Below are 23,581 nucleotides of genomic sequence, written 5' to 3'. Positions count from 1 at the left end.
GCTTAAAATTTCCCACCTAGCTGCACCCCAACGTCGAGTGCGGGCGTAAACAGGCATTCGCTGCGCTTGGCGCCAATGACAGCATTGCGTACAAAGCCGCCGTTTACATTTCTAATCGAAGAAGACTTAAAACATAGGGGAAAACGATCAGACTATCGTGTGCCCACGATTTCCACAGAAGCGTCACCGATCAGATCCTGAAGTTCTACAGTCGATCGTCTACTGGAACGTTTGCTTGTCCGGATTGCTTCACCAGATATTCGAACGACTTCTGGCGAAGCAGCGAATTTTGAGTGGCTGGTGCTCTTGGAATCTCTTACTTGGCTTAGATCGATAACGGTTACTCCGGACTTCGCGAGTTCCGCTGCATCTGTTGCGCCAACGCGATCTACTCCACCAGAAACGAATTTTGAGAAGTTTAGAATCTTATCGTCTGACGACACGAGGACAAAGATCTTTTGATTGTCGTGTTTTATTTTGGAAAGCTGGTTCTCAAAAACGGCCAAGTCTATATCCGGCGCCGCTAAAATAATGTTTCGCACTCTTTTTCGAGGATTGAATTCTCCGGCCAACTCCGCTTGCGAGATTGCTTCCATTGTAAGAAACGCTCCCATTGAGAATGCAAGAATATCGAATTGCTGAGCTTTTGATCGCGTAACTATTTCACCAGCTTTCAAGAAGTCCGATCTAGCAGCAAGCGCACTGTTGATATCGTAAACATACTTGAGGGTTTCTGCCGCAGAAGCCCAAGACATTAACACCGGAACCCCATCGTACTCGGTATCCTCAACAAATTGTGCCAATCTAAGAATGGCGTCACTTAGGGTCGTATTGTAGCCGTGAACAAAAAATAGGACGTTTCGCTCCGAAGCACCAAGTGCAAGAAGTTGTTTGTCAATGCCCGAAACAAAAGCGTTTTCCGATGCATAAACCTTTGGGTCGATGATAGTGAAATGCTTCGAAGGGTTGGGGGGGAGAGCGTTGGTTCTTTCTATTTTTCCAACTTTGTGAATTGGCGGAATGGTGACTACCACCGAAGCTAGTCCAAGTGTATCGCTGCGGTCGCCCGAATAAAAAACACCCTCTGCTCCGGACGCCTGTCGCGTTGTGGCAATAAAGACTGTCTGGCGTTTGGCCTCAACTACATCTGACGCAGGATATTGGGGATTTTCGACGCCTACGAGTTCTGGAGGTCGAATGCATGAAGTTACGCTTAGAACTACTACTAAAAAAAAGAAGCGTAGCCCTAGCGTTTTAGTTAGACCTGAAATCCCATTCCAAAGAGGCTTCATTTTCAAATGTTCATGCAACATGACTAGATCAATATTTTTTAGCATGCTGCTTGTCTGTCAACAGACTAGCGATAACGGCCCTCTTTTTGATCCGAGTAGTGATTTCTGTACAAACGTTTTGACTTCACTCTCCATCAATTCATGCTGCTTCAGCGATTGGTGGCTTGGGAGGGTCAAATTGCAGAAGAGTGGTTCTTTGGCCAATGAACATATTGGGCCGATGGCTCATGTTAGCAGGTAGGCCGAACTAAAAACGTTCAATCCGCCAAAGATCGTAAGCCTCAAAGAACCAGGGTTTTGCGTACGTTCAAATTATGGTCATTCTGTTTCTGACGACCGCGCCCACAAATTGATATCTTCTTCCGAACTGATTTCATCGATCTTTTTGAGCTCGTCAGCACTGAAGTCGAGATTATCAACGACGCCTGCGCAATCTATGATCTGTTCCGGCCGGGACGCACCAATCAGAGCGGTCGTCACCCGTCCACCTCTGAGTACCCAGGCCAGCGCCATTTGCGCCAGAGTCTGCCCACGTGCCTGGGCCATATCATTTAACGCCCGGACACTTGCCAGCGACCGCGCGTTGATCATGCCATCAAGCAATGACTTCCCTTGCGTGGCACGGCTGCCACTCGGAATATCGGTCAGATATTTGGAAGTCAGAATGCCTTGTGCCAGCGGCGTGAACGCAATCGACCCAACCCCAAGATCATCCAGACTATCGAGCAAACCGTCCCGCTCCACCCACCGATTGAGCAGATTGTAAGAAGGCTGGTGAATCAGACAAGGTGTCCCAAGGTCGTTGAGAATTTTCACCGCCTCGCGCGTGCGTTGGGAGTTGTAGCTCGAGATACCTACGTAGAGCGCGCGGCCCGATCGTACGATATGATCCAACGCGCCCATCGTCTCTTCGAGCGGGGTGTCGGGGTCAAAGCGGTGGGAATAAAAGATGTCTACGTAATCAAGCCCCATGCGCGCAAGTGATTGGTCACAGGACGCTATCATGTACTTGCGCGACCCCCACTCTCCGTAGGGTCCCGGCCACATGTCGTAGCCTGCTTTGGAGGAAATGATCAGCTCATCCCTGTAATCCGCGAAGTCCGTTTTGAGGATCTGGCCAAATGCTTCTTCGGCTGAACCGGGCGGTGGACCGTAGTTGTTCGCCAGATCAAAGTGAGTGATCCCATGATCAAACGCAGTTCGACACATGGCGCGCTTATTTTCGTGCGTCGAGTCCGCTCCAAAATTGTGCCACAGCCCTAGGCTGACAACAGGAAGCTTCACTCCGGATCGCCCACATCGACGATACGCCATCCGCTCATATCGGTCCGGCTCCGGAGTGTAGGGAATTGGTTTTGGCTTTGGCGGTCTTTGAGCTTTGGTCATGCGCACATAATCAATGGATTGTTGGGCCTGTCAAACGGATCACCTCCAGCAAGATCGACGCGAGCTCATTTTCGTCCTGGTGGTTAGCCTTGCTCCATGTGTGAAAGATTTCACGATCCGATAATTCGCATTCATCGCCAACTCTCCAACGCAGCGGATGTCTCCTATGGTGAACCACACCGCAGCGAAGAGCAAAACAAACGGGAAGGTTTTGAGGCGTAAATCGGAAGTTGCGGGTCTTTTGCTTACACACCGGCGGCATGGACCGCGATGGTCATCTTACTTTTCGAACTGCTAACGGGCATGGTTTGCGGAATATTTGCCTTCAAAAGCGATCGGTTTCTCAACAAGAGCGAACTACTGAAACCGTCCTCCACACGTGAATTCTAGTTTGAACTGTGACGTCAACGCTCAGCTATGAAGGACAGCCCAGACACGAGTTGTTTCAACCCAATCGCCGCACCGGCGAATATGGCAGCGAATGTTACAGGCGCGCTGTAGGCCAAAAGTGAGAAGGCAGATATACCTTGTCCGACGCTGCAACCGACCGCGATGATCGCGCCTGGCCCCATGATCGCCGCGCCGAGCATCTGACGCTTGAGTTCACGTGGATCCTCGCATGCTTCCCATCTGAAATGACCTTTCGACCAGGACCCCAAAAATGCGCCAATGAGAACGCCGGAGACTGATCCTACCGCAAAGGACAAAGTGTTTCCGGAGGCTGTCATTAGGTAGAATATTGTGTCGCCAAGGGGCGCAGCGAAGGTATGGGTTTGAACTGGCTCACCGTCGAAACCGTGCGTCGCCACCCAATTCGTACCGAGCCACCCAGATACGATCGCCAGTCCAACTACAGATCCCCAGAACACCTGTGCGGGAGTTCGGCGGAAACGCTGGTTTGCCAAGGCGAAAATCACCAATGCAACGCCAATAACGGAGCCAATGAGCCAAGCTGGGATAGAGGTCAGTTGTTCGGCAAGGAAGCTGATGCTTTGGGGGCCACTAAGACCCATCTCCTCGGGGAAGACCCAAACGCGCAAATAGGCCAGGGGCCCGGACATGACAACGTAAGCAGATAGACCCATGATCAATACTATGACGAATGATCGAAGGTCGCCGCCCCCAAGCCTTGCCAGCGCGCCATAGCCGCAATTCCCGCTGATGGCCATTCCGTAACCGAACATGAGGCCACCTACGATCGACCCAAGTGGGTTCCAGGTCTGTGCAAGATACCTTGTTTCAACAGGCTCCAGCCACCCGAAAGCCATAGCCAAGTGGCTGCCGACAATTGCTACGCCGATCGCAATTGCCCACATGCGCAGCCGCCGGTCATCATCTGCGTAAAGGTAGTCTTCAATTGCACCCAGCGTGCAAAAACGGCCAATGCGTGCGGCCAAGCCCAACACAATGCCACCGATCAAACCGATCAGGGCGACGGTGTTGGCGTCTCCCAATGTTTCAAACATTGCCAGTCTCCTCCCAAAGCTGGCGGGTATTTTTGGCGGCTTCTACTTTTCCCTGCAGAATAGATCGTAGACGACTTCCAGAATCTGTGTCGATCGATCATCCGCCAATCTGTAATAGATCGTTTTCCCCTCGCGTCGCGTTTTGACCAAGCCCTCGAAGCGTAAGCGAGATAGTTGCTGAGACACGGCGGCCTGGCGTGCCGAGAGCATTTCTTCCATCTGCGTGACAGATTTTTCACCCGAAGACAGGTAGCACAAGATCATCAAGCGCCCTTCATGGCTGATTGCCTTGAGGAAATTTGACGCCGTCTGAGCATTTTCCATCATTCTGTCCAGGTCTTCGGCGCACATGTCCTTGGAGAACACAGGCAGTTTCGAAGATTTGTCCAACAAGATCGCCTCGCTTTCATAGCTTCACGCATTCGAAACAGTTTATTTTATTGGCCACGTTTTATCCAGAGGTCTCAATCGGAACCCCAGCGTCACGCAGCAAAACGCCCAGCAACCCCCAGAAAAAGTCTTCGCCGGGATAGCCTTCGATCCGTCCAACCTCTTGACCATTGTCCAGCAGAACAAAGGTCGGCGTGTAGTAGAGAGGCCGCTCCAACGCGATGCCTTCAGGCATAGCTGCGTGGATATCGATGCGTTGAAGCGGCGCCGCATGTCCTTCGGACGTCTTGGGATAGATCTCCGCGATTTCGGTGTCCCAACGTGCGCACCACATACATCCATCTTCTTCGGCCATAAGAAGCGTCATTTCTGCCCGTGAAATCACCGGAGAAACGAGCAACGTGATTGCAAGCAAAAGCAGAAATAGGTGGCGCATCTTAAGCTCCGATTGACCGCAGCGGCATATCTTTACTATTTTGAATATGTGAATGATAACGTGCCAGGACAGGTTTGACCATGCTCGACATTACATTTGCAGGAGCTTTGGTCGCAGGACTGTTGTCTTTCCTGTCGCCCTGCATCCTACCTATCGTGCCGTTTTATCTTAGCTATCTGGCAGGCGTCGGGATTGATCAGATATCTGCGGGCTCAACACTTTCCGCCGGTGTTCGTCGCAGGGCAACGCTTTCTGCGATAGCATTTGCAGCTGGGATCATAACGATTTTCATGGCGCTAGGGGCGACAGCTTCGATCTTCGGGCAGCTGGTCCGAGAGTATTTCGACATCCTGCGCTGGATTGCAGCGGCCATCATCATTGCGATGGGGCTGCATTTCCTGGGGGTCATTCGCATCGGGTTCCTGTATCGCCAATTTCGTGCGGACGTCGGTGAGACATCAAATGTAAGCCTTGTTGGGGCATATGTTCTTGGATTGGCATTTGCTTTTGGCTGGACACCCTGTGTTGGGCCTGTGCTCGCTGCGATCCTGTTTACAGCGGCCGGAACCGAGACGGCTTGGCGTGGAGCGGTGCTTCTATTCGTCTACGGGGTTGGAATGACCGCACCGTTTGTTCTGGCGGCCTTTCTGGTCCGCCCTTTCATGCAATGGATGGCGCAGTTCAGAAAGCACTTGCCCCTCATCGAAAAGGCCATGGGTGGCTTTCTGGTGCTCTTCGGCATCCTCATCGCAACCAATTCCATCAACTACATCGCACAATGGATGCTCGACCATATGCCTTGGCTCGCAGCCATTGGATAATCCGGGAGGAAGACATGAAACGAGTTTTGTCAGTATTGATCGCGTGTCTGATCGGCGGGACAGTTTCCGCCGCTGAGCTGGGCGACGACGGTTTGCATAAAACACAGTGGATGCGCGACACGTTCAAAGACCTCCGAGAGGATCTTGAAGAGGCCTCAAGCGAGGACAAGCGGTTGGTTTTATTTATTGAGCAACAAGGCTGCATCTACTGCAAAAAAATGCATGAAGAGGTGTTCCCCCAGCCTGACCTTGCAGCGTTCATCGAAGAGAATTTCTTTGTCGTCCAACTGGATCTGCATGGCAGCACCACCGCTACCGACTTTGACGGGGAAGAAAATGAGCAAAGAGCGCTGATGCGAAAATGGGGGATTCTGTTTACCCCGACGCTTGTTTTTCTGCCGGAAGAGGTGCCGGAGGGCGCGACAGCCATCGATGCTGCGGTCGCTGTTATGCCCGGAGCGTTCTCAAAGGGAACAACCTTAGACCTTTTCACCTGGGTCGATGAAAAGCGATATGAGCTTGATAACGGTGAAGATTTCCAACGGTATCATGCGCGGCGCATTCAAGAGCGAAACAATATTTCTCAAGATTGAGCGCTGCCGTTATAAATAAAAAAATTCATTATTATGAATTTAATGTTGCGACAAGCGGTACTCGTCGACTACGGTACACAGAGGCTTTGGGTCGCAAGGCGCCGTCGGCGCGTTAGCAAATGGGAGGGATCATGAAGCTGAGACTCTTAACATTGGTCTGCGCAATGACGGGCGTTGCTGCATATGCGGCAGATACAGACCCGCAGGACGTAACCTATGACGACTATGGTGCCATTGAGGCTTCGTTGACCGGTGCCGCTGGCGACGCGGCCAATGGCGCGCTCATCGTTGGCGACAAGTCAAAAGGCAACTGCGTTGCGTGCCACGCGGTCACGGTTTTGGCGGACATCCCGTTCCACGGTGAAGTCGGTCCAATGCTGGATGGTGCCGGTGATCGTTGGACCGAAGCAGAGCTTCGCGGGTTGGTCGCAAACGCAAAGATGACATTCGAAGGCACGGTGATGCCAGCTTTCTACAAGGATGACGGCTATATCCGCCCGGGCGACGCCTATACCGGAAAAGCGCCAACCGCGCCTTTGACGTCGATCCTGACAGCGCAGGAAATCGAGGACGTGGTCGCGTTTCTTGCGACCCTGAAAGAGGAATAGTCGCGCTTTTAGGCGTGTATTCACGAAGTTTCAAAGGAGATTGAAAATGGAACTCTCTCGCCGCGAGACACTGGCCCTAGGGCTGGGCGCCGCGTTCCTGACAATTATGCCGCTTCGGGCAAATGCAGCTGCTGAAGATGCCATCGCGGCATTTACAGGCGGTGCAGATGTGGCTGACGGCGGTGTTACATTGACCGCACCGGAAATCGCAGAAAACGGCAACACCGTACCAATCGAAGTCAGTGCTCCGGGCGCAGCTGCAATTCTTATCGTGGCTGCAGGTAACCCCGAACCGGGCGTTGCAACTTTCAATTTCGGTCCATTGGCTGCTGAACAAGCCGCATCAACCCGTATTCGTCTTGCCGGAACGCAGGATGTCATTGCCGTGGCGAAGATGGCAGATGGCAGCTTTTCCAAAGCGTCCGCGACCGTAAAAGTGACAATCGGCGGCTGCGGCGGCTGATCGCCACGCGCCCTGAAGAACAGGAGACTAACCAATGGCATCCGGTGTAAAACCCCGCGTCAAGGTTCCAAAGACAGCCGCTGCTGGAGAAACCGTTACGATCAAGACATTGATCAGCCACAAGATGGAAAGCGGCCAGCGCAAGGACAAAGAAGGCAACGTCATCCCGCGTTCGATCATCAACCGTTTCACCTGCGAGTTTAACGGAGAAATGGTGGTTGATGTGACGATGGAGCCGGCGATTTCGACCAACCCGTACTTCCAGTTCGAAGCGACTGTGCCCGAGGCCGGTGAGTTTGTCTTCACCTGGTACGATGATGACGGCTCTGTCTACGATGAGAAGAAAACGATCGAGATCGCCTGACGGCTCGACGACTAAGGCAGATCAGCGCGGGTCCGAGGAATTGGCGCTGATCCACCAAGGGAGGAACGCAATGAATACCAAGGCAATTACGGCGATCGCGGCAATTCTGGTTGTCCCGGCTGCAGCGATGGCTGGACCGGACGAAGACAATCTCACGATCAATGATGAGCTGGACATGACCTCGGTCACTGAAGCTCCGGCACATCTGGAAAATTTGGACACGATCTATTCGGGTTGGCATTTCCGCACGGATGAAACGCAAGCGCTTCAAATTGATGACTTCGACAATCCTGCAATGATCTTCGTCGATCAGGCCGCCGATCTCTTCGAGACCGTTGATGGTGCCGCTGGCGAGAGCTGCGCCTCATGCCACGATGGGGTGGAAAGCTTCAAGGGATTGCAGGCGTCCATGCCGAAGGTGGATGCCGAAACCGGCAAGCTGGTCGTCATGGAAGATCTGATCAACAAGTGTCGTACGGACCGCATGGAAGCGGATGCCTGGAAATGGTCCGGGGGCGATATGCAAGGCATGGTCGCTTTGATCGGTCTGCAGTCACGTGGGTTGCCAATGAATGTCGCAATTGATGGCGATGCTGCCCCGTACTGGGAGCAGGGTAAGGAGATGTATTATACCCGCTATGGTCAGTTGGAGTTGAGCTGTGCCAATTGTCATGAAGACAACTGGGGCAACATGATCCGTGCTGACCACCTGAGCCAAGGTATGATCAACGGGTTCCCGACTTATCGTCTGAAACAGGCCAAGCTGATCTCGCGCCACAATCGTTTCCGCGGCTGTATTCGCGATACGCGGGCGGAAACTTTTGCGGAAGGATCGGACGAGTTTCGCGCGCTTGAGCTCTACGTGGCCTCACGTGGCAACGGGCTTTCAGTCGAAACTCCTGCAGTACGCCAATAACGAACGAGCCGCGCGGGCGTTGTCCTGCGCGGGTTTTTCATGCATATAACATTCACACATTTATATGTGTCATAGGAAAGCTGATAGATGATTTCTCGACGTGACTTCTTGCAGGTTTCAATGGCAGCCTCGGCTCTGTACGGGGCGTCCGGGTTTGGCAACTGGTCCAGGCTCGCTGCGCAACAAAGCCTAACGCAGGATCAATTGCTGGAGTTCGAGACCTTCGGCAATATCAGCTTGATCCATGTCACCGATATTCACGCGCAACTCAAGCCGATCTATTTTCGCGAACCTGAGATAAACCTTGGTATTGGCGATGCGCGAGGGCAGATGCCGCATGTCACAGGGGCGGCTTTCCGCAAGGCGTACGGGATCGAAGATGGAAGCCCGTCGGCCTATGCGCTGACCTACAATGATTTCTCTGCGCTGGCCAAGACATACGGTCGGGTTGGTGGATTGGACCGCGTCTCAACTGTCATCAACGCCATACGTGCTGACCGCCCCGATGCGCTGCTGTTGGACGGGGGTGATACCTGGCACGGTTCCTACACCTGCTATCAGACGGCCGGTCAGGACATGGTCAATGTCATGAACGCGCTGAAACCCGATGCTATGACCTTCCATTGGGAGTTCACTTTAGGTAGCGACAGGGTTAACGAAATCGTCGAAGGTTTGCCCTTTGCAGCCTTGGGTCAGAACATCTTTGATGCCGAGTGGGACGAACCTGCAGAATTATTCCAACCCTATAAGTTCTTTGATCGGGGCGGTGCAAAGGTCGCTGTTATTGGGCAAGCGTTTCCTTACATGCCAATCGCGAACCCAGGTTGGATGTTCCCCGAGTACTCATTCGGTATCCGGGATGAAAACATGCAGGCTATGGTCGACGAGGTTCGCGATGCCGGTGCTGATGTCGTTGTCGTCCTGAGCCACAACGGCTTTGACGTGGACAAGAAGATGGCAGGTCAGGTGCAAGGGATCGACGTGATCCTCAGCGGTCACACCCATGACGCACTTCCCGAGCCGGTCCTGGTCGGACAAACGCATATCATCGCGTCTGGCTCGAACGGAAAATTCGTCAGCCGCGTCGATCTCGACGTGAGAGATGGACAGTTGATGGGGCTGAAGCACAAGCTGATCCCGATCTTCTCTGACGTCATCGCTCCTGATCCTGCGATCACCGCTCTGATAAATGATCAGCGCGCGCCTTATGAAGCTGCGCTGAGTGAGGTGATTGGCAAAACGGATTCGTTGCTCTACCGCCGCGGCAACTTTAACGGCACTTGGGATGACCTGATTTGCGATGCTCTGATCAATGAGCGTGAGGCAGACATCGCAATGTCGCCTGGCGTCCGTTGGGGGCCGTCAATCCTGCCGGGACAAGATATCACGCGCGAGGACATCTGGAACGTCACATCGATGTCGTATCCCAATGCCTATCGCACGGAAATGTCAGGCGAATTCATCCATGTGATCCTCGAGGATGTCGGTGACAACCTGTTCAATTCCGACCCCTACTACCAGCAGGGCGGCGATATGGTCCGGGTCGGTGGGCTTGGCTACCGCATCGATGTGACCAAACCACAAGGGCAGCGGATCAGCGAAATGACCCTGCTCAAAACCGGTGAGGCGATTGATCCATCGAAAACCTACGTCGTGGCTGGTTGGGCCAGTGTCAACGAAGGCACCGAGGGTCCGCCGATCTGGGATGTCGTCGAAAACCACATTCGCAACCTTGGCACCGTTACGGTGCAAGAGAACACCAGCGTCGATGTTGTCGGCGCTTAAGAAACAGATGGAGACCTAAGAGATATGGATGACGCGTTCAAACCGTCCCGCCGGGCCTTCCTGAAAGGCAGTGCTGCGGTCGCCGCAGGGTCAGTCGCGGGTGCGGCAGCGGCAGACACGCCCGATCCGCTGATAACAGAGCTTCAGGATTGGGCGTCTTACACGGGCGCCGGTGTCGATGAGTCACCTTATGGCATGCCAATCAGCTTTGAATCCCATGTCGTGCGCCGCAATGTGGAATGGCTGACCGCCTCTCCGATTTCGTCGATCAATTTCACGCCGATCCACGCGCTTGATGGCACGATCACTCCGCAAGGATGCGCTTTTGAGCGTCATCATTCGGGCGCGATTGAGCTGCGCAAAGAAGACTATCGCCTGATGATCAACGGGCTGATCGATCGCCCGCTTGTGTTTACTTACGACGACATTGAGCGTTTCCCGCGCGAAAACCATGTGTATTTCTGCGAATGTGCGGCAAATACCGGTATGGAGTGGGCGGGTGCGCAACTCAATGGCGTCCAATTTACGCACGGTATGATTCACAACATGGAATACACCGGTGTTCCACTGCGTACGCTGTTGCAGGAAGCGGGTGCCGATATCTCACCAGACAAATGGGTCTATGTTGAGGGCGCAGATGCGTCATCCAATGGCCGCTCCATCCCGATGGAAAAAGCACTGGATGACGTGTTGGTGGCTTTCAAGGCAAATGGTGAAGCACTGCGCATGGAACATGGTTACCCCGTGCGACTGGTTGTTCCCGGGTGGGAAGGCAACATGTGGGTCAAGTGGCTGCGCCGCATTGAGGTTGTCGATATGGCGGTCGAAAGCCGCGAAGAAACATCAAAATACACTGATGTCTACGCCGATGGCACAGCCCAGAAATGGACGTGGGTGATGGATGCAAAATCCGTCATCACCTCACCCAGCCCGCAAATGCCGATCAAACACGGACCGGGGCCTTTGGTCATTTCCGGACTTGCCTGGTCAGGCCACGGGCAAATTACGCGGGTCGATGTGTCCAAGGACGGTGGGATCACCTGGGAGACGGCGCGTCTTGGCAAGCAGGGCGACAGCAAGGCTTTGACGCGCTTCTATCTCGACACGAACTGGGACGGAGCACCGATGTTGTTACAGGCCCGGGCGATAGATGAGACCGGCTATGTGCAGCCGACCAAAGACCAGCTACGCGAAAAGCGCGGAGAAAACTCGGTCTACCATAACAACTGTATCCAGACTTGGTACGTGAGCGCAGAAGGGATCGCCGAGAATGTCGAAGTCTCTTAGTCATGTTTTCCTGCCTGTATTCGGCGGCACGGCGTTGGTGCTTGCGGCGGCAGTGGCTATTGCGAACCGGAACTACGGCCAATCGCAGATAGAAACCTTGGAAACCCGGATCAGTCAAGTTGAGGCGCACGCAGCTACAGCCCAGGAAACCGCGCAAGCAGAGTCCATCCGGGCAGCCGAACTTGCGGCCAAGGTCGAAGAAATCCAGACTGCAGCGGCCGATCGGGTCGCGAACGGGATGAACCTGACAGCGCCTGCGCCCAACAACGAGGGCACATACGGGCTTGGGCGCCCCGCGCTGGAGCAAGAGATCGTGGCCTGGGACGTTGATGTGTTGCCCGACGGGCGTGGCTTGCCAGTTGGATCAGGAGATGTCTGGACCGGAGAAGAAGTGTTTGTCGACCGGTGTGCGTCCTGTCACGGTGAGTTCGCCGAAGGCGCCGACAATTGGCCTGTTCTGGCCGGCGGTTTCGACACACTTGCCGACGAAGATCCTGTGAAAACCGTTGGGTCTTATTGGCCGCATTTGTCGACCGCCTGGGATTACATTTCCCGCTCAATGCCGTTTGGTGAAGCGGGCACGCTGACAGCGGATGAGACCTACGCAATCGTCGCCTACATCCTTTATTCCAATGATCTGGTGGATGACGACTTCGTTCTTAGCAACGAAAACTTCGCCGATTTCGAGATGTACAATATGGACGGTTTTGTCGTCGATGTTCGACCCGAGGCGGAATACGCGGAATGGCGAGAGGAACCTTGCATGGAAAACTGCAAGACAGAGGCCGCGGTTACTATGCGTTCTGTCTTTCTGGTTGAGACACCACCAGAAGGCGGTTCGAATTCGGTCATGAATGAAGCCAGTGCGGACGGGTTACCGACGTTCACGGCGGAAGGGCCCTCGTTCATTCCAGCCGCAGCGTCAAAACCTGAGGAAGAAGCCGCCGCAACACCGGCTGTTCAGGAAATCGACGAGGCTGACCAGACTACGGAACTGTTCGCAGCCGGTGAAAAGGTCTTCAAGAAATGCAAATCCTGCCATCAGGTTGGTGACGGTGCAAAGGACAGTACGGGTCCGGCGCTGAACGGGGTTATCGGAGCCAACGCAGGGTCGGTTGAAGGGTTCAAATACTCCAAAGCTATGAAAACAGCTGCCGAGGCAGGTCTTGTTTGGACCGAAGAAGAAATGGCGGCTTTCCTGGCAAAACCCAAGGACTACATGAAGGGCACACGCATGTCCTTTGCAGGACTTAAGAAACCAGACGATATTGAAGCCGTGATCGTTTACCTCAAGTCGTTCGGAAGCTGATCATGCGGTGGTTGAACATTTTGACCTGCGCGGCGGTTATGGTTGCTGTTGCTCCATCGACCCAGGCCACCGAAGGCCTCGGCGACGCCGAAGCCGGGAAAGAAGTGTTCGCCAAGTGTAAAGGCTGCCATCAGGTGGGCGAAGGAGCCCAAAACAAAATCGGGCCGCATTTGAATGGTGTCTTTGGGCGCAAGGCTGCTGGTCTGGATGGTTTCAATTACTCAAAAAGCCTAGAGCGTGCGGGTAACTCGGGTCTGGAATGGCACGCTGATACTCTGTCCGCCTACATTGAAAACCCACGCGCATTTGCGTCGGGCACGAGGATGAGTTTTCCCGGTTTGAAAGACCCGGAAGACCGCGCCAACGTGATCGCCTATTTGCGGGCGTTTTCTGACAATCCTCAGGACATCCCGGAAGCAGACCCAACGGCGAAAGGCACGGATCATTCGATCGACCCCGCAATTCTCGCGATTCAAGGAGATCCTGAGTACGGCGCATATCTCAGCAGCGAATGTACGACATGCCACCAGATTGAAGGAGGCGATGAGGGCATTCCTTCGATTGTGTACTGGCCTGACGAAGACTTCGTGGTCGCCATGCACGCTTACAAGGACAAACAGCGGCCACATCCGGTCATGCAAATGATCGCTGGACGGCTGAGCAATGACGAGATCGCGGCATTGGCCGCCTACTTCAATAATCCAGAATGAAAGTGCCCAAGGGGAGGAAACGCGATGACACTCAATAGACGAGTATTTCTTGGAGCCGCCGGGGTAGTGGCCGCCGGGCTATCCGCTCCGATGGTGCTGGCTCAAGGCAAGCCCCGTGTAGTGGTTGTTGGTGGCGGTGCAGGCGGTGCAACTGCCGCGCGGTACATTGCAAAGGACAGCAAAGGTGAGATTGACGTGACGCTGATCGAGCCGTCTCGGACCTACTACACCTGTTTCTTCTCAAACCTTTATTTGGGAGGTTTTCAGGAGCTATCGGACATCGCCCACAGCTACGGCACGCTTGCCGCGAACTACGGTATCAACGTCGTGCATGATTGGGCCACTGGGGTCGACCGCGACGCACAGACGGTGTCCTTGGCAGGTGGTGGGTCAGTTCCTTATGACAAGCTGATCCTTAGCCCCGGTATCGACTTTGTTGATGGCGCGGTCGAAGGCTGGGACCTCTCGGCCCAAAATAAGATGCCGCATGCTTACAAAGCCGGTTCTCAGACAGAGCTTTTGAAAGCGCAGATCATGGCGATGCCCGAAGGAGGTACCTTCGCGATGGTCGCTCCTCCTAACCCGTACCGTTGCCCGCCGGGGCCGTATGAAAGGGTTTCGATGGTGGCGCACGTGCTGAAGGCAAACAACCCAACAGCAAAGATCATTGTAGCCGATCCGAAGCCCAAATTCTCGAAAATGGCTTTGTTCCAAGAAGGCTGGGGAAACAACTATGAAGGAATGGTCGACTGGATCGGCGAGGATTTCGGCGGCGGCAATGTATCCGTGAATCCGGAAGCAATGACGGTGACCATCGACGGCGAAGAGACAAAGGTCGATGTTTGCAATGTGATACCGGCGATGAAAGCCGGTCGCATTGCGGAAATGGCGGGAGTGACCGATGGCAACTGGGCACCAGTAAACGCTGCGGACATGTCTTCCAAAGCCGATCCGGATATCTACGTTCTTGGTGATGCCAGCCAGCAGGGCGACATGCCGAAATCCGGTTTTTCGGCAAACAGCCAGGCAAAGGTCTGTGCGAACGCAGTAAGAGGTGCGTTGACCGGGTCAAAAGTATTCCCGGCCAAGTTCTCGAACACATGCTGGTCGCTCATTGACACCGATGATGGTGTGAAAGTTGGCGCGACTTATGAGGCGACGCCTGAAAAGATCGCCAAAGTCGATGGCTTTATCAGCCAGACCGGTGAAGATGCCGACCTTAGGAAAGCAACTTACGAAGAGTCTCTTGGTTGGTACGCCGGTATCACGTCGGACATGTTTGGTTGAGGTAATCGGGCTTTGACCGGTGTCAAAGACCCCGATGATCAATCTGAGAAAATGCGGTTTAGGAGGAGGACTAAAACCATGAAACACTTTATCGCCGCAGCCGCGTTTTCCACTGTTCTGGCGAGCCAAGGGCTTGCAGAAGAGATCATCACTATCCCCTTCGACGGCAGTTTTGATGATGCAACGTTCGCCGTGGAGTCCGCGATTGTGGGACAGGGGCTGGTCATCGACTATGTGAGCCATGTTGGGGAAATGCTGAATCGAACAGGCGCAGATGTTGGCAGCGACAAGCAGATATTTTCGGCCGCAGACATCTTCATTTTCTGCTCGGCAAAAATTTCGCGTGAGGTCATGGAAGCTGACCCAATGAATATTGGCTTTTGCCCTTACGGGATATTTGTGGCTGAAGACGACAGTGGCGTGATGGTTGGGTACCGAAGCTACCCTGACGGGCCAATGCAAAAGGTCCAGTCTCTGTTGTCAGGAATCGTCGAAGAAGCCGTTGGGAACTGAAATGAACTATCAGCAGTTTTTCCGTGGTCAACTCGACCAGCTTCAGGAGGAAGGGAACTACCGGGTCTTTGCGGATCTCGAACGACAGCGCGGCGCGTTCCCGACAGCACGTAGCTACGCGGAAAATGGCCCCGAGAAAGTCACTGTGTGGTGCTCAAATGATTATCTGGGGATGGGTCAGCACCCCAGTGTTATTGCGGCAATGCACAAGGTGATCGATGAGGTCGGTGCCGGGGCGGGAGGAACGCGGAATATCTCTGGAACCACCCACCAGCATGTTTTGCTGGAGCAAGAGCTTGCTGATTTGCATGGCAAGGACGCTGCGCTCCTGTTTACCTCCGGGTACGTCTCGAACTGGGCCGCGCTGGGAACCTTGGCGTCTCGCATTCCTGGCATCACAGTCTTGTCTGACGAGTTGAACCATGCCTCGATGATCGAGGGCATTCGCCACAGTCGGTGTCAGAAGCGTATCTGGAAACACAACGACGTGGCGGACCTTGAAAGGCACCTTGCTGAACTGCCTGCCAATGCCCCAAAGCTCATTGCGTTTGAGAGCGTCTATTCCATGGATGGCGACATTGCACCAATTGCCGAGATCTGTGATCTGGCCGATCGCTACGGCGCGATGACCTATTTGGATGAGGTTCACGCCGTAGGACTTTATGGACCGCGCGGCGGCGGCATAGCTGAGCGCGAAGGCCTGATGGATCGGCTAACAGTCATCGAGGGGACATTGGGCAAAGCGTTTGGCGTGGTTGGTGGATACATCGCCGCGTCGACAGAGCTTGTCGACTTTGTCCGATCCTTTGCTAGTGGGTTTATCTTCACCACTGCACTACCTCCCGCCGTGGCCGCAGGAGCTGCTGCGTCGGTTCGGCACCTGAAGCAAAGCAATTCGGAACGACATCTACACCAGCAGCGCGTGCGCGAGGTGCGAGACAGGCTGGACGATCTGGGTATTCCGCATACACCGAACCCAAGTCACATCATTCCTGTCATGGTCGGCGATCCGGTCAAGTGTCGCTTCATCTCTGACGTGCTGATGCGTGACTATGGGATTTACATCCAGCCGATCAACTATCCTACCGTCCCCAAGGGAACGGAACGTCTGCGGATTACACCTTCGCCAGTGCATTCCACCGAAGACGTGGATCGACTGGTATCTGCCTTGGGTGAGTTATGGACTCAATGCCAATTGGCGCGCAGGCCAATGGCTGCGCAGTGACAATGACAATTTGACCGAAAACGAGGACGCGCAAGCAACGAAGTGAGAGTTTCTCTTGATGGAAAGGCTCATCGATTTGTTGGGAGACCCTGGCGCTTTGGCATTTGCCGGTGCGCTTGTAGGTATCTTGTTCGGCGTGACGGCCCAGAAGTCTCACTTTTGCTTGCGAGCGTCAACCATCGAAGTCGCCGAAGGCGAGCTTGGTCCGCGCCTTGCGGTTTGGCTGATCGCCTTCACCGCCGCGCTCACCTTAGTACAGGCCTTTGTCGCGTTTGAGTGGTTAAACCTTTCCGAGACACGCGCGATCGCGTCGAGGGGCAGCCTTAGCGGCGCAATAATTGGCGGGGCGATGTTCGGCGTTGGCATGGTTCTTGCGCGTGGGTGTGCATCTCGCCTATTGGTATTGGCCTCCTGCGGTAATTTGCGCGCGCTGATTACAGGATTGGTTTTAACCTTGGTGGCTCAGGCTGCTTACACGGGCGTTCTTAGTCCCGCCCGCGAATTGCTTTCCGGGATCTGGACTGTCTCAGGAGGCGCCTCGAGGGATCTTTCGGAAATACTTGGATATTCGCCAGTGGCTTATACAGCCGTTGCAGCGTTGGGATTGGTGTCGGCAATTGCATTCGCATTCCACCGGAGAGTCGTGCCTGTCAGAATCATAACAGCGGCAGGCGTTGGCGTGGCTGTGGCGCTTGGCTGGATGATGACCTTTGCGATCGCGCAAGCATCTTTTAACGTCGTGCCCGTGTCGTCCATCACATTTACCGGACCGGCCACGGATACATTGATGGCGTTAGTTGCGGAGAGGAACGTTGTTTTGTCTTTCGGTATCGGCCTTGTTCCAGGCGTAGCAATAGGTGCTGCAGGCTCAGCCCTAACTGCAGGGGAGTGGAAGATCGAACGTTTTGGCCCTGATACTCCGATGGAGCGCTACCTTGCTGGAGCTGTCCTCATGGGGTTTGGAGCCATGCTGGCCGGAGGTTGCGCCGTGGGAGCAGGGCTTTCGGGAGGGTCCGCCCTGTCATTGACGGCGTGGCTTGCCGTATTCTTCATGTGGGTTGGAGCGATCAGCACGCATAGGTTATTGAGGCGAATGCCTGTTCTACAAACGTCCTGAGCTATTCGAATTCCATCTGCTCAAATACGCGCCCGGCATTTTTTGTCGCCAGTTCCTCAAACGTGTCCAAATGGGCATATGGTGACTGATCGACATAGTAAGCCTCTGCCAGATCGCCGCCAGCATCCATATGCTCTTGGATCTTGCCGCGCAGATAGGCCAGGTAGTCGCGTGTATAACGGCGCACCTGATCCATGTTCGTCGGATGGCCGTGGCCGGGGATGACATATGTGGCTCCCAAAGCTTCGAACTCGTTGTCCCAAGTCTCAAGCCAATCCGCCGTGTAGGTCTCTTGAAAGATCGGCAGCATGCGCTCGTGAAACGCCATGTCACCCGCGATGACAAGGCTTTGGTTCGGCAGCCAAATCGAGATATCGCCGGGACTATGGGCAGGCCCGAGATATTTGGCCTCAATCCGGAAATCACCCATTTCAACCACGTATTCATCCTCGAATGTCTCGGTTGGGCCAGCCAGAAAGGTTCTTTCCGCCTTGTCCTGATTGTACCGTTGCATTCCTTCAAGGATCTGAGGGCCGTATTCCTCGAACTCAGCCGCAGCATTCGAATGGGCGATGATTGGAACGCCGAGCTCTGACCAGTAGGCGTTGCCAAGCATCGCGTGCCCCTGGCCATTCTCGTTGAAGACAAGCTTAACCGGCTGATCCGTGATCGACTGAATTTCCTGGTGAAGCGCTTCAGCAAGCACATAGGCCGCGCCGCCGTTTATGACGATCACGCCCTCCCCGGTTACGATAAAACTGAGATTGTTGTTATGACCAGAGTTCTCGTAGGTCGGCGGGGCGGTTGCGCCAATGGCAGAGTAGACGCCGGGGACGTATTCGACCGGTTTGGAATACAGCACACTTTGCGGGTATTGGTCTGCAATATCCTCGCTTGCCCAAGCTGGTGTAGCCAGGGCCAAGATACTCGCCAGCGATCGCATCATTATGGTTCTCCAATGAACTTATAAGCAGAGCCAGTCTTCTCGACCCGGCCGATCCCACCATTTGGCAAGTGGAATCCAACTATCTTCATTTGCTCGTGGGAAATCTGATCCAGCAGTGAGTTCCGCGTTGCTGCGGCTGCCTGTTGATCCTGATCCGTGCCGCTGGGCCAGTCGGGGCGTTCAAAAGCTACGTGTGGATTTCCCAACGCGTCGCCCACAACCATCACGGATTCACTGCCGCTGCGAATTTCAAAAGCCATGTGGCCGGGTGTGTGTCCAAAGCTTGCGCGTGCGGCAATACCGGGAAGAATCTCTTGTCGGTCGTCAAAAAACGTGACCTGATCCTCAATTGCTGCCATACGCCGCTTCGCGCCTAAAGCGAACGCAGCGCGATCTTCTCCAAGGGTATCCACCGTCGAGGGATTCCACCAGTAATCCCACTCATCGCGGCCAAAGTGATGCGTGGCGTTGGGGAAAAGAAGGTCATCGAAGTCATCCAAAACGCCCCAGATGTGATCCGGGTGCGCATGGGTGAAGATCACGTGCGAGATGTCTTCGGGCGACAGGTTGATAGTTTCAAGAGATTCCAGAAGCTTGCCAGATGTTGACATGAAATCGGGCCCGGCTCCCACATCGAACAGCACCGTGTTTTGACCATCTCGATAAAGTGCGACATTGCAATCTGGCTCGTACTTGGTCGCGTCCACCTTGTAGCTGTCCAGAAGCTGCCTGAGTTCTTCCTTCGGCATGGCGCCGAAGACCATTTCCGGAGGCAATGAAAGGTACCCGTCTGACATAGTTGCAATCCGAGCCGAGGAACCGAGTTGTAGCTCTGCCCAAGCGATTTTGGACTGAACACCAAGTGCCGCGATACACGCGGCGTTGTGTAAGAAAGTACGTCGAGAAAATGAATTTTTACCCATACACAATCAATAAAATGAATGTTTTAATTTGTAAATGAAGAAAGATGGAGAAGGATGGAATTCGGCCAAGCTATCTGTAGGCGCGGGGCATTTAGAAGAGTTGTTGATTTCAACGCAAAGACGAAGATTCAAGGTTCGCGACCTCAGGCGTTTCCTGAATCAGTGAATCCACAGAACTGTGTTGCCAAGACACCCGATGAGATGGTGAGAGAACTTTTTGAGAAAAAGCCGGGACTCGAGCAGAGATTTCGTCGTCGGCTGCTCTGGCGGTACCCTCATTTCAGACTGCAGATGCGCCTTGAGCGCCTCTTCCGTTAGTTCTCCCAAACAGATACATTCTTCCATGTTTCTCTTGAAACGCGTGTTACTTTTAAGCAGCGCACTGATTTGTGTTGCATGCGCGAAAGGAAACTGAGGGTGCCTAGCTTTAGGGCTTGTGAGTTTGGACGCTCAGGATGACGGTGCTGTATAGGCGTTAGGGATCCCCGAAGCCTCAAGAAAATGCGCAAAATCATCTTTCTATGTTCAGGTTGTTCAGATGGAAAATTAGGGAAATGAGCTCGTTTGTGAATCTCGCAAAACGACTTTGTTTTCTCCCATAGGAGTTCACGAGTGAGATTGAAGCGCGAATTGTTTTGGACAATCGGCGAGAATTTATTTGGGCTGCTGCACGCAAAATTCCTCAATGATTTTGAGAAGCGACGTGAACGCGTTCGCGGCATGCACGTAGTATCAGGGAAGATCTTCGGATAGCCACTTACAGCCCGAAGAGGACCTTCACTACTAAGCTTTGTATACTCCGAGATGCGGAGAAAGCTGACTATCGTCACTTAGAGGTTGGCTAGCACAAATAAGGTTTCAATTGCTTGAGCGCCTCTGCCTTTAGAACTTTTAAAGCAGTTGCTCCAACGTGCGAGAGCTTTATGCTGGAACCATGGCCAAACGTACCCTGCTAATTCTCAATAGGAAGTCCGCAGCAAGACCGGATCTGCGTTCTGCTGTCCGCCCATTGGAAAAAGAGCTAGGCATTAGGGTAAGTATTCCTTGGTCAGGAAAAGACTTGAGGAAGACCCTTCGAGAAGCCGTAGGCGATGGAGTAACCAGGGTGATCGCGGGCGGTGGTGACGGCACTTTGAACTCGGTCGCGAGTGCAGTTTTGAAGTTGAAGACAAAGTCGCCTGTCTCGCTAGGTCTTGTTCCCTTGGGAACAGCGAACGATTTCGCTCGATCGTATGGCGATAAGGGTTTGGACTTGGCAAAATCTATTCGAGTTGCTGCATCGGGAGACGCGCGACCTATCGATGTCGGATACATAAACGGCCGTCCGTTTGTGAATGTTGCAAGCGGCGGTTTTGGCGCGATGATCACCGCAACGACTCCCAAGGAAATGAAGAAAAGACTGGGGGGACTCGCGTACACTCTATTTGGGCTTGCTCGTTTATCAGATGCAAAATCTGTTCCCGCAAAAATCTCAATTGATGACGAAGACCCGTACGACGTTTCCATTTCTGCTATTGCGATTGCGAACAGCCGCTATGCAGGTGGCGGTTTTGACGTGGCGCCTGAAGCGGAAGTATCCGACGGGTTGCTCGATTTAAGCGTGCTTTCCGCAGAGCGTTTAATGCCAGAAAATCTGCCCTTTGGCAGACTGCCGGACATCTCGGATCCCAAGGATGGCGTGGTACAGCGCTCTCGTCTGAGATCTATGGTCTTGGAAACCTCCCAACCGTTTCATATGAATTTGGACGGCGAGCCGTTGATCGATCAACGCTTTGAGGTTTCAATTAAACCAAATGCGCTGAACTTCGTTTTCCCAAGCGGTAAGTAGCTCGGGTTTCTCATTAAACTCAAACGTCGCACGCTGTTTCGAAATATGTGCGGGGCTGCTTCATACATTCGATGATATAGTTAGTTAAAAAGCCGCCATCCAGTCGGTGAACGTCTCTCGCTTAGCTGTTCACGGCGTCAGTGTTGTTTATTTTCCCATCACCGGACATCAGTATCGCGATTGGCTGGGTAGATGGGATATTCGATAGTACAATCATTATGCACACGGTGATAGGGACGCTCATCAACGCTCCGGCAATGCCCCAGATCGCAGTCCAAAACGTGAGCGCCAAAATGACCATGAATGGCGACAAATTCAGGCTTTTCCCAAGTAGCATTGGCTCCAGAATATTGCCGATAGAGAATTGAACTGCTCCACAACCAATTAGAACCACAAGAAATGGCACGACTTCTTCAAACTGTACCAGTGCGACAATGGAAGGAAGCGCGACGCCCACGATGGAGCCGACTGTCGGGATAAAATTCAACAAAAACGCAAAAACGGCCCAAGTTTCAGAGAAGTCCAGGCCGACGGATGCCATCACGGCATAGCTGCCCAAGCCAGTTAGTGCACTCACCAGCGTTTTGATGCCAACATATCTTTGAATGCTGTCGGACGTGCTTTCAAGAACGCGGCGAACTTTTTCAGCGGCTTCCCTGTCTTTGATTGCGAGCTTGATTTTGGCACGCATTGGAACACGTTCGACCAACATGAATGACACATAAAGCAGCACCAGGAAGAAAGCGCTTAGGAATGCCCCAGCAGAGCCGATCACTCCTGTCGCGAGCCCAGCCAGGTTGATCTGCTCCAAGGCTTTGATCGCGGCTGCATAGTTGTCTTGCCCAACCAGTGACACCAGCTTTGCGACTATGCTGGAAAACCGTTCCTCATAGCGCGGAAACGCTTCCGAAACCTCGCCGGCTTGACTGGATAGTATCGACAACACAAGCGAGAGGCCGATCAACACAATTGAAATTGCGGCCAAATGCGCAAGCCACTTCGGGACGGTACTGCCAAATATCTTGAATCTGCCAATTCGATCCGCAGTCGCTGTGAGGAGAACGAACAGGAGGGCCGCAAAAGACAGGGGAACCAGCACAGACGAAGCGAGGACTAACGACGCTATGGTCAAGAACACAAGGACGACCAACTGATACCAGAACGTGAGTCCCAAGAAACCTGATGAAGGATCTTGATGATGCATACCCTTTTTCATTTGTGGGCTCCCTACAGGACTGAGCGTTGTCCGGCCGCTTTCTGCAATGAATGATAGTGTATTAGCTCGCCTTGATCGTAACTTGGCAAGTGGCTCGGGTACTTCTCGATAGCGCGAATAGCTGAGATTTTCAGATGATGGTCCTCATTTCTTTGCCTTGAACTGGCCGTTGATTAGAAACCTTAGGCTGAAAGACTATCAGAAATAGTCTTGTTTTAACCTTCTTTTGAGATCGGATGTCGGATGGTTTGCGTGTGGCTCGGTTCTGTCATCTGAGCACTTTTGTCGGGTGTTCACAAAGCGACTGAAACCGGATTCGCAATACCAGTCAGTACCTCGGCAGCGTCTGTATTTACGTCCCGCTGACCACTTTCGCAGGAATCCGGCTGACAGTCACGAACTCGCGCTGTAGCTTTCCGCTGTAGACATCTCCCACCGGTCCTACAACGACGCCGGCATTCTCGCGGTTTCACCTAAGATGGCGCAGCGAGGCTTCGACTTTATGACCGTCGCTAGCGGCGTGAATAACCCTGTCGACAATGACGGCTTCCATTTTTCCGTTTTCTAAGCGCTTGGAGTGGATGGACCGGACAAGGGCAAATTCGTGCAAAATATGTTGCTCGTGCTTTGAGATATTCATTGGGAAGTCTCGATTTCACGAAAGCACAACAGAAAGGACACTCAGCATCGCGCGTGAGTG

At 53.5% G+C, this 23,581-nt stretch carries 23 protein-coding genes; 15 read left to right on the top strand and 8 right to left on the bottom strand.

Annotated features, from left to right (window positions below; genetic code table 11):
* Positions 1-152: 152 nt before the first annotated feature.
* The 5 genes from ACR0IP_RS04120 to ACR0IP_RS04100 all read right to left on the bottom strand — a co-directional run bounded on the left by ACR0IP_RS04120 (position 153) and on the right by ACR0IP_RS04100 (position 4,970).
* Positions 153-1,337: an alpha/beta hydrolase gene (locus ACR0IP_RS04120; RefSeq protein ID WP_480523982.1), complete on the bottom strand. Its 1,185-nt coding sequence runs from the start codon at positions 1,335-1,337 to the stop codon at positions 153-155.
* Positions 1,338-1,610: 273 nt separating this feature from the next.
* The gene (gene mgrA, locus ACR0IP_RS04115) at positions 1,611-2,642 is read right to left on the bottom strand and encodes an L-glyceraldehyde 3-phosphate reductase (RefSeq protein ID WP_480524308.1); all 1,032 of its coding nucleotides are present in this window, start codon (positions 2,640-2,642) and stop codon (positions 1,611-1,613) included.
* Positions 2,643-3,082: 440 nt separating this feature from the next.
* On the bottom strand, positions 3,083-4,144 hold the full coding sequence (locus ACR0IP_RS04110; RefSeq protein ID WP_480523980.1) for a YeeE/YedE family protein: 1,062 nt from the start codon (positions 4,142-4,144) through the stop codon (positions 3,083-3,085).
* A 42-nt stretch (positions 4,145-4,186) separates the two neighbouring features.
* Positions 4,187-4,495, bottom strand: coding sequence for an ArsR/SmtB family transcription factor (locus ACR0IP_RS04105; protein ID WP_170380040.1), 309 nt, complete (start codon positions 4,493-4,495; stop codon positions 4,187-4,189).
* Positions 4,496-4,595: 100 nt separating this feature from the next.
* Positions 4,596-4,970, bottom strand: a complete 375-nt coding sequence (locus ACR0IP_RS04100) for a hypothetical protein (protein WP_480523978.1) — start codon at positions 4,968-4,970, stop codon at positions 4,596-4,598.
* Positions 4,971-5,050: 80 nt separating this feature from the next.
* Between ACR0IP_RS04100 and ACR0IP_RS04095 the strand changes: the two genes are divergently transcribed.
* The 14 genes from ACR0IP_RS04095 to ACR0IP_RS04030 all read left to right on the top strand — a co-directional run bounded on the left by ACR0IP_RS04095 (position 5,051) and on the right by ACR0IP_RS04030 (position 17,968).
* Positions 5,051-5,791 carry a cytochrome c biogenesis CcdA family protein gene (locus tag ACR0IP_RS04095; RefSeq protein ID WP_480523976.1) on the top strand — a complete coding sequence of 247 codons (741 nt, stop codon included), beginning with the start codon at positions 5,051-5,053 and terminating at the stop codon, positions 5,789-5,791.
* Positions 5,792-5,805: 14 nt separating this feature from the next.
* Positions 5,806-6,384: a thioredoxin family protein gene (locus ACR0IP_RS04090; protein WP_480523974.1), complete on the top strand. Its 579-nt coding sequence runs from the start codon at positions 5,806-5,808 to the stop codon at positions 6,382-6,384.
* 131 nt (positions 6,385-6,515) lie between these two features.
* A complete protein-coding gene (gene soxX / locus ACR0IP_RS04085) occupies positions 6,516-6,992 on the top strand; it encodes a sulfur oxidation c-type cytochrome SoxX (RefSeq protein ID WP_170380044.1) in 477 nt (158 codons plus the stop codon).
* Positions 6,993-7,038: 46 nt separating this feature from the next.
* The gene (gene soxY / locus ACR0IP_RS04080) at positions 7,039-7,455 is read left to right on the top strand and encodes a thiosulfate oxidation carrier protein SoxY (protein WP_170380045.1); all 417 of its coding nucleotides are present in this window, start codon (positions 7,039-7,041) and stop codon (positions 7,453-7,455) included.
* 34 nt (positions 7,456-7,489) lie between these two features.
* Entirely contained in the window at positions 7,490-7,819 is a 330-nt protein-coding gene (gene soxZ, locus ACR0IP_RS04075; RefSeq protein ID WP_170380046.1) for a thiosulfate oxidation carrier complex protein SoxZ, read from the top strand.
* A 70-nt stretch (positions 7,820-7,889) separates the two neighbouring features.
* Positions 7,890-8,735: a sulfur oxidation c-type cytochrome SoxA gene (gene soxA, locus ACR0IP_RS04070; RefSeq protein ID WP_170380047.1), complete on the top strand. Its 846-nt coding sequence runs from the start codon at positions 7,890-7,892 to the stop codon at positions 8,733-8,735.
* A gap of 87 nt (positions 8,736-8,822) precedes the next feature.
* On the top strand, positions 8,823-10,520 hold the full coding sequence (soxB, locus tag ACR0IP_RS04065) for a thiosulfohydrolase SoxB (protein ID WP_170380048.1): 1,698 nt from the start codon (positions 8,823-8,825) through the stop codon (positions 10,518-10,520).
* Positions 10,521-10,544: 24 nt separating this feature from the next.
* Positions 10,545-11,807: a sulfite dehydrogenase gene (gene soxC, locus ACR0IP_RS04060; RefSeq protein WP_480523971.1), complete on the top strand. Its 1,263-nt coding sequence runs from the start codon at positions 10,545-10,547 to the stop codon at positions 11,805-11,807.
* On the top strand, positions 11,791-13,116 hold the full coding sequence (locus tag ACR0IP_RS04055) for a c-type cytochrome (protein ID WP_480523969.1): 1,326 nt from the start codon (positions 11,791-11,793) through the stop codon (positions 13,114-13,116). Before soxC ends, ACR0IP_RS04055 begins: the two co-directional genes overlap by 17 nt.
* Before the next feature lie 38 nt (positions 13,117-13,154).
* Positions 13,155-13,826 (top strand): c-type cytochrome, encoded by a 672-nt coding sequence (locus ACR0IP_RS04050; RefSeq protein WP_480524306.1) that lies wholly within the window; start codon positions 13,155-13,157, stop codon positions 13,824-13,826.
* A gap of 24 nt (positions 13,827-13,850) precedes the next feature.
* Positions 13,851-15,113 carry an FCSD flavin-binding domain-containing protein gene (locus tag ACR0IP_RS04045; protein WP_480523967.1) on the top strand — a complete coding sequence of 421 codons (1,263 nt, stop codon included), beginning with the start codon at positions 13,851-13,853 and terminating at the stop codon, positions 15,111-15,113.
* Positions 15,114-15,191: 78 nt separating this feature from the next.
* A complete protein-coding gene (locus ACR0IP_RS04040) occupies positions 15,192-15,626 on the top strand; it encodes a DUF302 domain-containing protein (RefSeq protein ID WP_170722266.1) in 435 nt (144 codons plus the stop codon).
* Between the two features lies 1 nt (position 15,627).
* Positions 15,628-16,851: a 5-aminolevulinate synthase gene (gene hemA, locus ACR0IP_RS04035; protein WP_480523966.1), complete on the top strand. Its 1,224-nt coding sequence runs from the start codon at positions 15,628-15,630 to the stop codon at positions 16,849-16,851.
* Between the two features lie 58 nt (positions 16,852-16,909).
* Positions 16,910-17,968: a YeeE/YedE family protein gene (locus ACR0IP_RS04030; RefSeq protein ID WP_480523964.1), complete on the top strand. Its 1,059-nt coding sequence runs from the start codon at positions 16,910-16,912 to the stop codon at positions 17,966-17,968.
* Position 17,969: 1 nt separating this feature from the next.
* On the opposite strand, the gene ACR0IP_RS04025 is transcribed toward ACR0IP_RS04030, so the two are convergent.
* Together ACR0IP_RS04025 and ACR0IP_RS04020 are read right to left on the bottom strand one after the other, a co-directional pair.
* Complete coding sequence (locus ACR0IP_RS04025) at positions 17,970-18,911, bottom strand: MBL fold metallo-hydrolase (protein ID WP_480524304.1); 942 nt, start codon at positions 18,909-18,911, stop codon at positions 17,970-17,972.
* A gap of 2 nt (positions 18,912-18,913) precedes the next feature.
* Positions 18,914-19,837, bottom strand: a complete 924-nt coding sequence (locus ACR0IP_RS04020) for an MBL fold metallo-hydrolase (RefSeq protein ID WP_480523962.1) — start codon at positions 19,835-19,837, stop codon at positions 18,914-18,916.
* A gap of 934 nt (positions 19,838-20,771) precedes the next feature.
* Between ACR0IP_RS04020 and ACR0IP_RS04015 the strand changes: the two genes are divergently transcribed.
* Positions 20,772-21,665, top strand: coding sequence for a YegS/Rv2252/BmrU family lipid kinase (locus ACR0IP_RS04015; RefSeq protein ID WP_170380058.1), 894 nt, complete (start codon positions 20,772-20,774; stop codon positions 21,663-21,665).
* Between the two features lie 121 nt (positions 21,666-21,786).
* On the opposite strand, the gene ACR0IP_RS04010 is transcribed toward ACR0IP_RS04015, so the two are convergent.
* Positions 21,787-22,881 (bottom strand): AI-2E family transporter, encoded by a 1,095-nt coding sequence (locus tag ACR0IP_RS04010; protein ID WP_480523960.1) that lies wholly within the window; start codon positions 22,879-22,881, stop codon positions 21,787-21,789.
* Positions 22,882-23,581 lie beyond the last annotated feature (700 nt).

It is taken from the genome of Ruegeria sp. AL11 (assembly GCF_056540865.1).
The sequence above is the reverse complement of the archived record's forward strand: the minus strand, read 5'-3'. Positions and strand labels throughout refer to the sequence as shown.

Excerpts from the sequence above, each read along its gene's own strand:
- ACR0IP_RS04050 (WP_480524306.1), top strand. The coding sequence starts at position 13,155 with ATGGTTGCTGTTGCTCCATCGACCCAGGCCACCGAAGGCCTCGGCGAC.
- soxX (WP_170380044.1), top strand. The coding sequence starts at position 6,516 with ATGAAGCTGAGACTCTTAACATTGGTCTGCGCAATGACGGGCGTTGCT.
- ACR0IP_RS04020 (WP_480523962.1), bottom strand. The coding sequence starts at position 19,837 with ATGGGTAAAAATTCATTTTCTCGACGTACTTTCTTACACAACGCCGCG.
- ACR0IP_RS04025 (WP_480524304.1), bottom strand. The coding sequence starts at position 18,911 with ATGCGATCGCTGGCGAGTATCTTGGCCCTGGCTACACCAGCTTGGGCA.
- ACR0IP_RS04030 (WP_480523964.1), top strand. The coding sequence starts at position 16,910 with ATGGAAAGGCTCATCGATTTGTTGGGAGACCCTGGCGCTTTGGCATTT.
- ACR0IP_RS04110 (WP_480523980.1), bottom strand. The coding sequence starts at position 4,144 with ATGTTTGAAACATTGGGAGACGCCAACACCGTCGCCCTGATCGGTTTG.
- soxB (WP_170380048.1), top strand. The coding sequence starts at position 8,823 with ATGATTTCTCGACGTGACTTCTTGCAGGTTTCAATGGCAGCCTCGGCT.
- ACR0IP_RS04015 (WP_170380058.1), top strand. The coding sequence starts at position 20,772 with ATGGCCAAACGTACCCTGCTAATTCTCAATAGGAAGTCCGCAGCAAGA.
- soxY (WP_170380045.1), top strand. The coding sequence starts at position 7,039 with ATGGAACTCTCTCGCCGCGAGACACTGGCCCTAGGGCTGGGCGCCGCG.
- soxA (WP_170380047.1), top strand. The coding sequence starts at position 7,890 with ATGAATACCAAGGCAATTACGGCGATCGCGGCAATTCTGGTTGTCCCG.
- ACR0IP_RS04095 (WP_480523976.1), top strand. The coding sequence starts at position 5,051 with ATGCTCGACATTACATTTGCAGGAGCTTTGGTCGCAGGACTGTTGTCT.
- ACR0IP_RS04105 (WP_170380040.1), bottom strand. The coding sequence starts at position 4,495 with ATGTGCGCCGAAGACCTGGACAGAATGATGGAAAATGCTCAGACGGCG.
- soxC (WP_480523971.1), top strand. The coding sequence starts at position 10,545 with ATGGATGACGCGTTCAAACCGTCCCGCCGGGCCTTCCTGAAAGGCAGT.
- ACR0IP_RS04040 (WP_170722266.1), top strand. The coding sequence starts at position 15,192 with ATGAAACACTTTATCGCCGCAGCCGCGTTTTCCACTGTTCTGGCGAGC.
- ACR0IP_RS04010 (WP_480523960.1), bottom strand. The coding sequence starts at position 22,881 with ATGAAAAAGGGTATGCATCATCAAGATCCTTCATCAGGTTTCTTGGGA.
- hemA (WP_480523966.1), top strand. The coding sequence starts at position 15,628 with ATGAACTATCAGCAGTTTTTCCGTGGTCAACTCGACCAGCTTCAGGAG.
- ACR0IP_RS04090 (WP_480523974.1), top strand. The coding sequence starts at position 5,806 with ATGAAACGAGTTTTGTCAGTATTGATCGCGTGTCTGATCGGCGGGACA.
- ACR0IP_RS04055 (WP_480523969.1), top strand. The coding sequence starts at position 11,791 with ATGTCGAAGTCTCTTAGTCATGTTTTCCTGCCTGTATTCGGCGGCACG.
- ACR0IP_RS04120 (WP_480523982.1), bottom strand. The coding sequence starts at position 1,337 with ATGCTAAAAAATATTGATCTAGTCATGTTGCATGAACATTTGAAAATG.
- soxZ (WP_170380046.1), top strand. The coding sequence starts at position 7,490 with ATGGCATCCGGTGTAAAACCCCGCGTCAAGGTTCCAAAGACAGCCGCT.
- ACR0IP_RS04045 (WP_480523967.1), top strand. The coding sequence starts at position 13,851 with ATGACACTCAATAGACGAGTATTTCTTGGAGCCGCCGGGGTAGTGGCC.
- ACR0IP_RS04100 (WP_480523978.1), bottom strand. The coding sequence starts at position 4,970 with ATGCGCCACCTATTTCTGCTTTTGCTTGCAATCACGTTGCTCGTTTCT.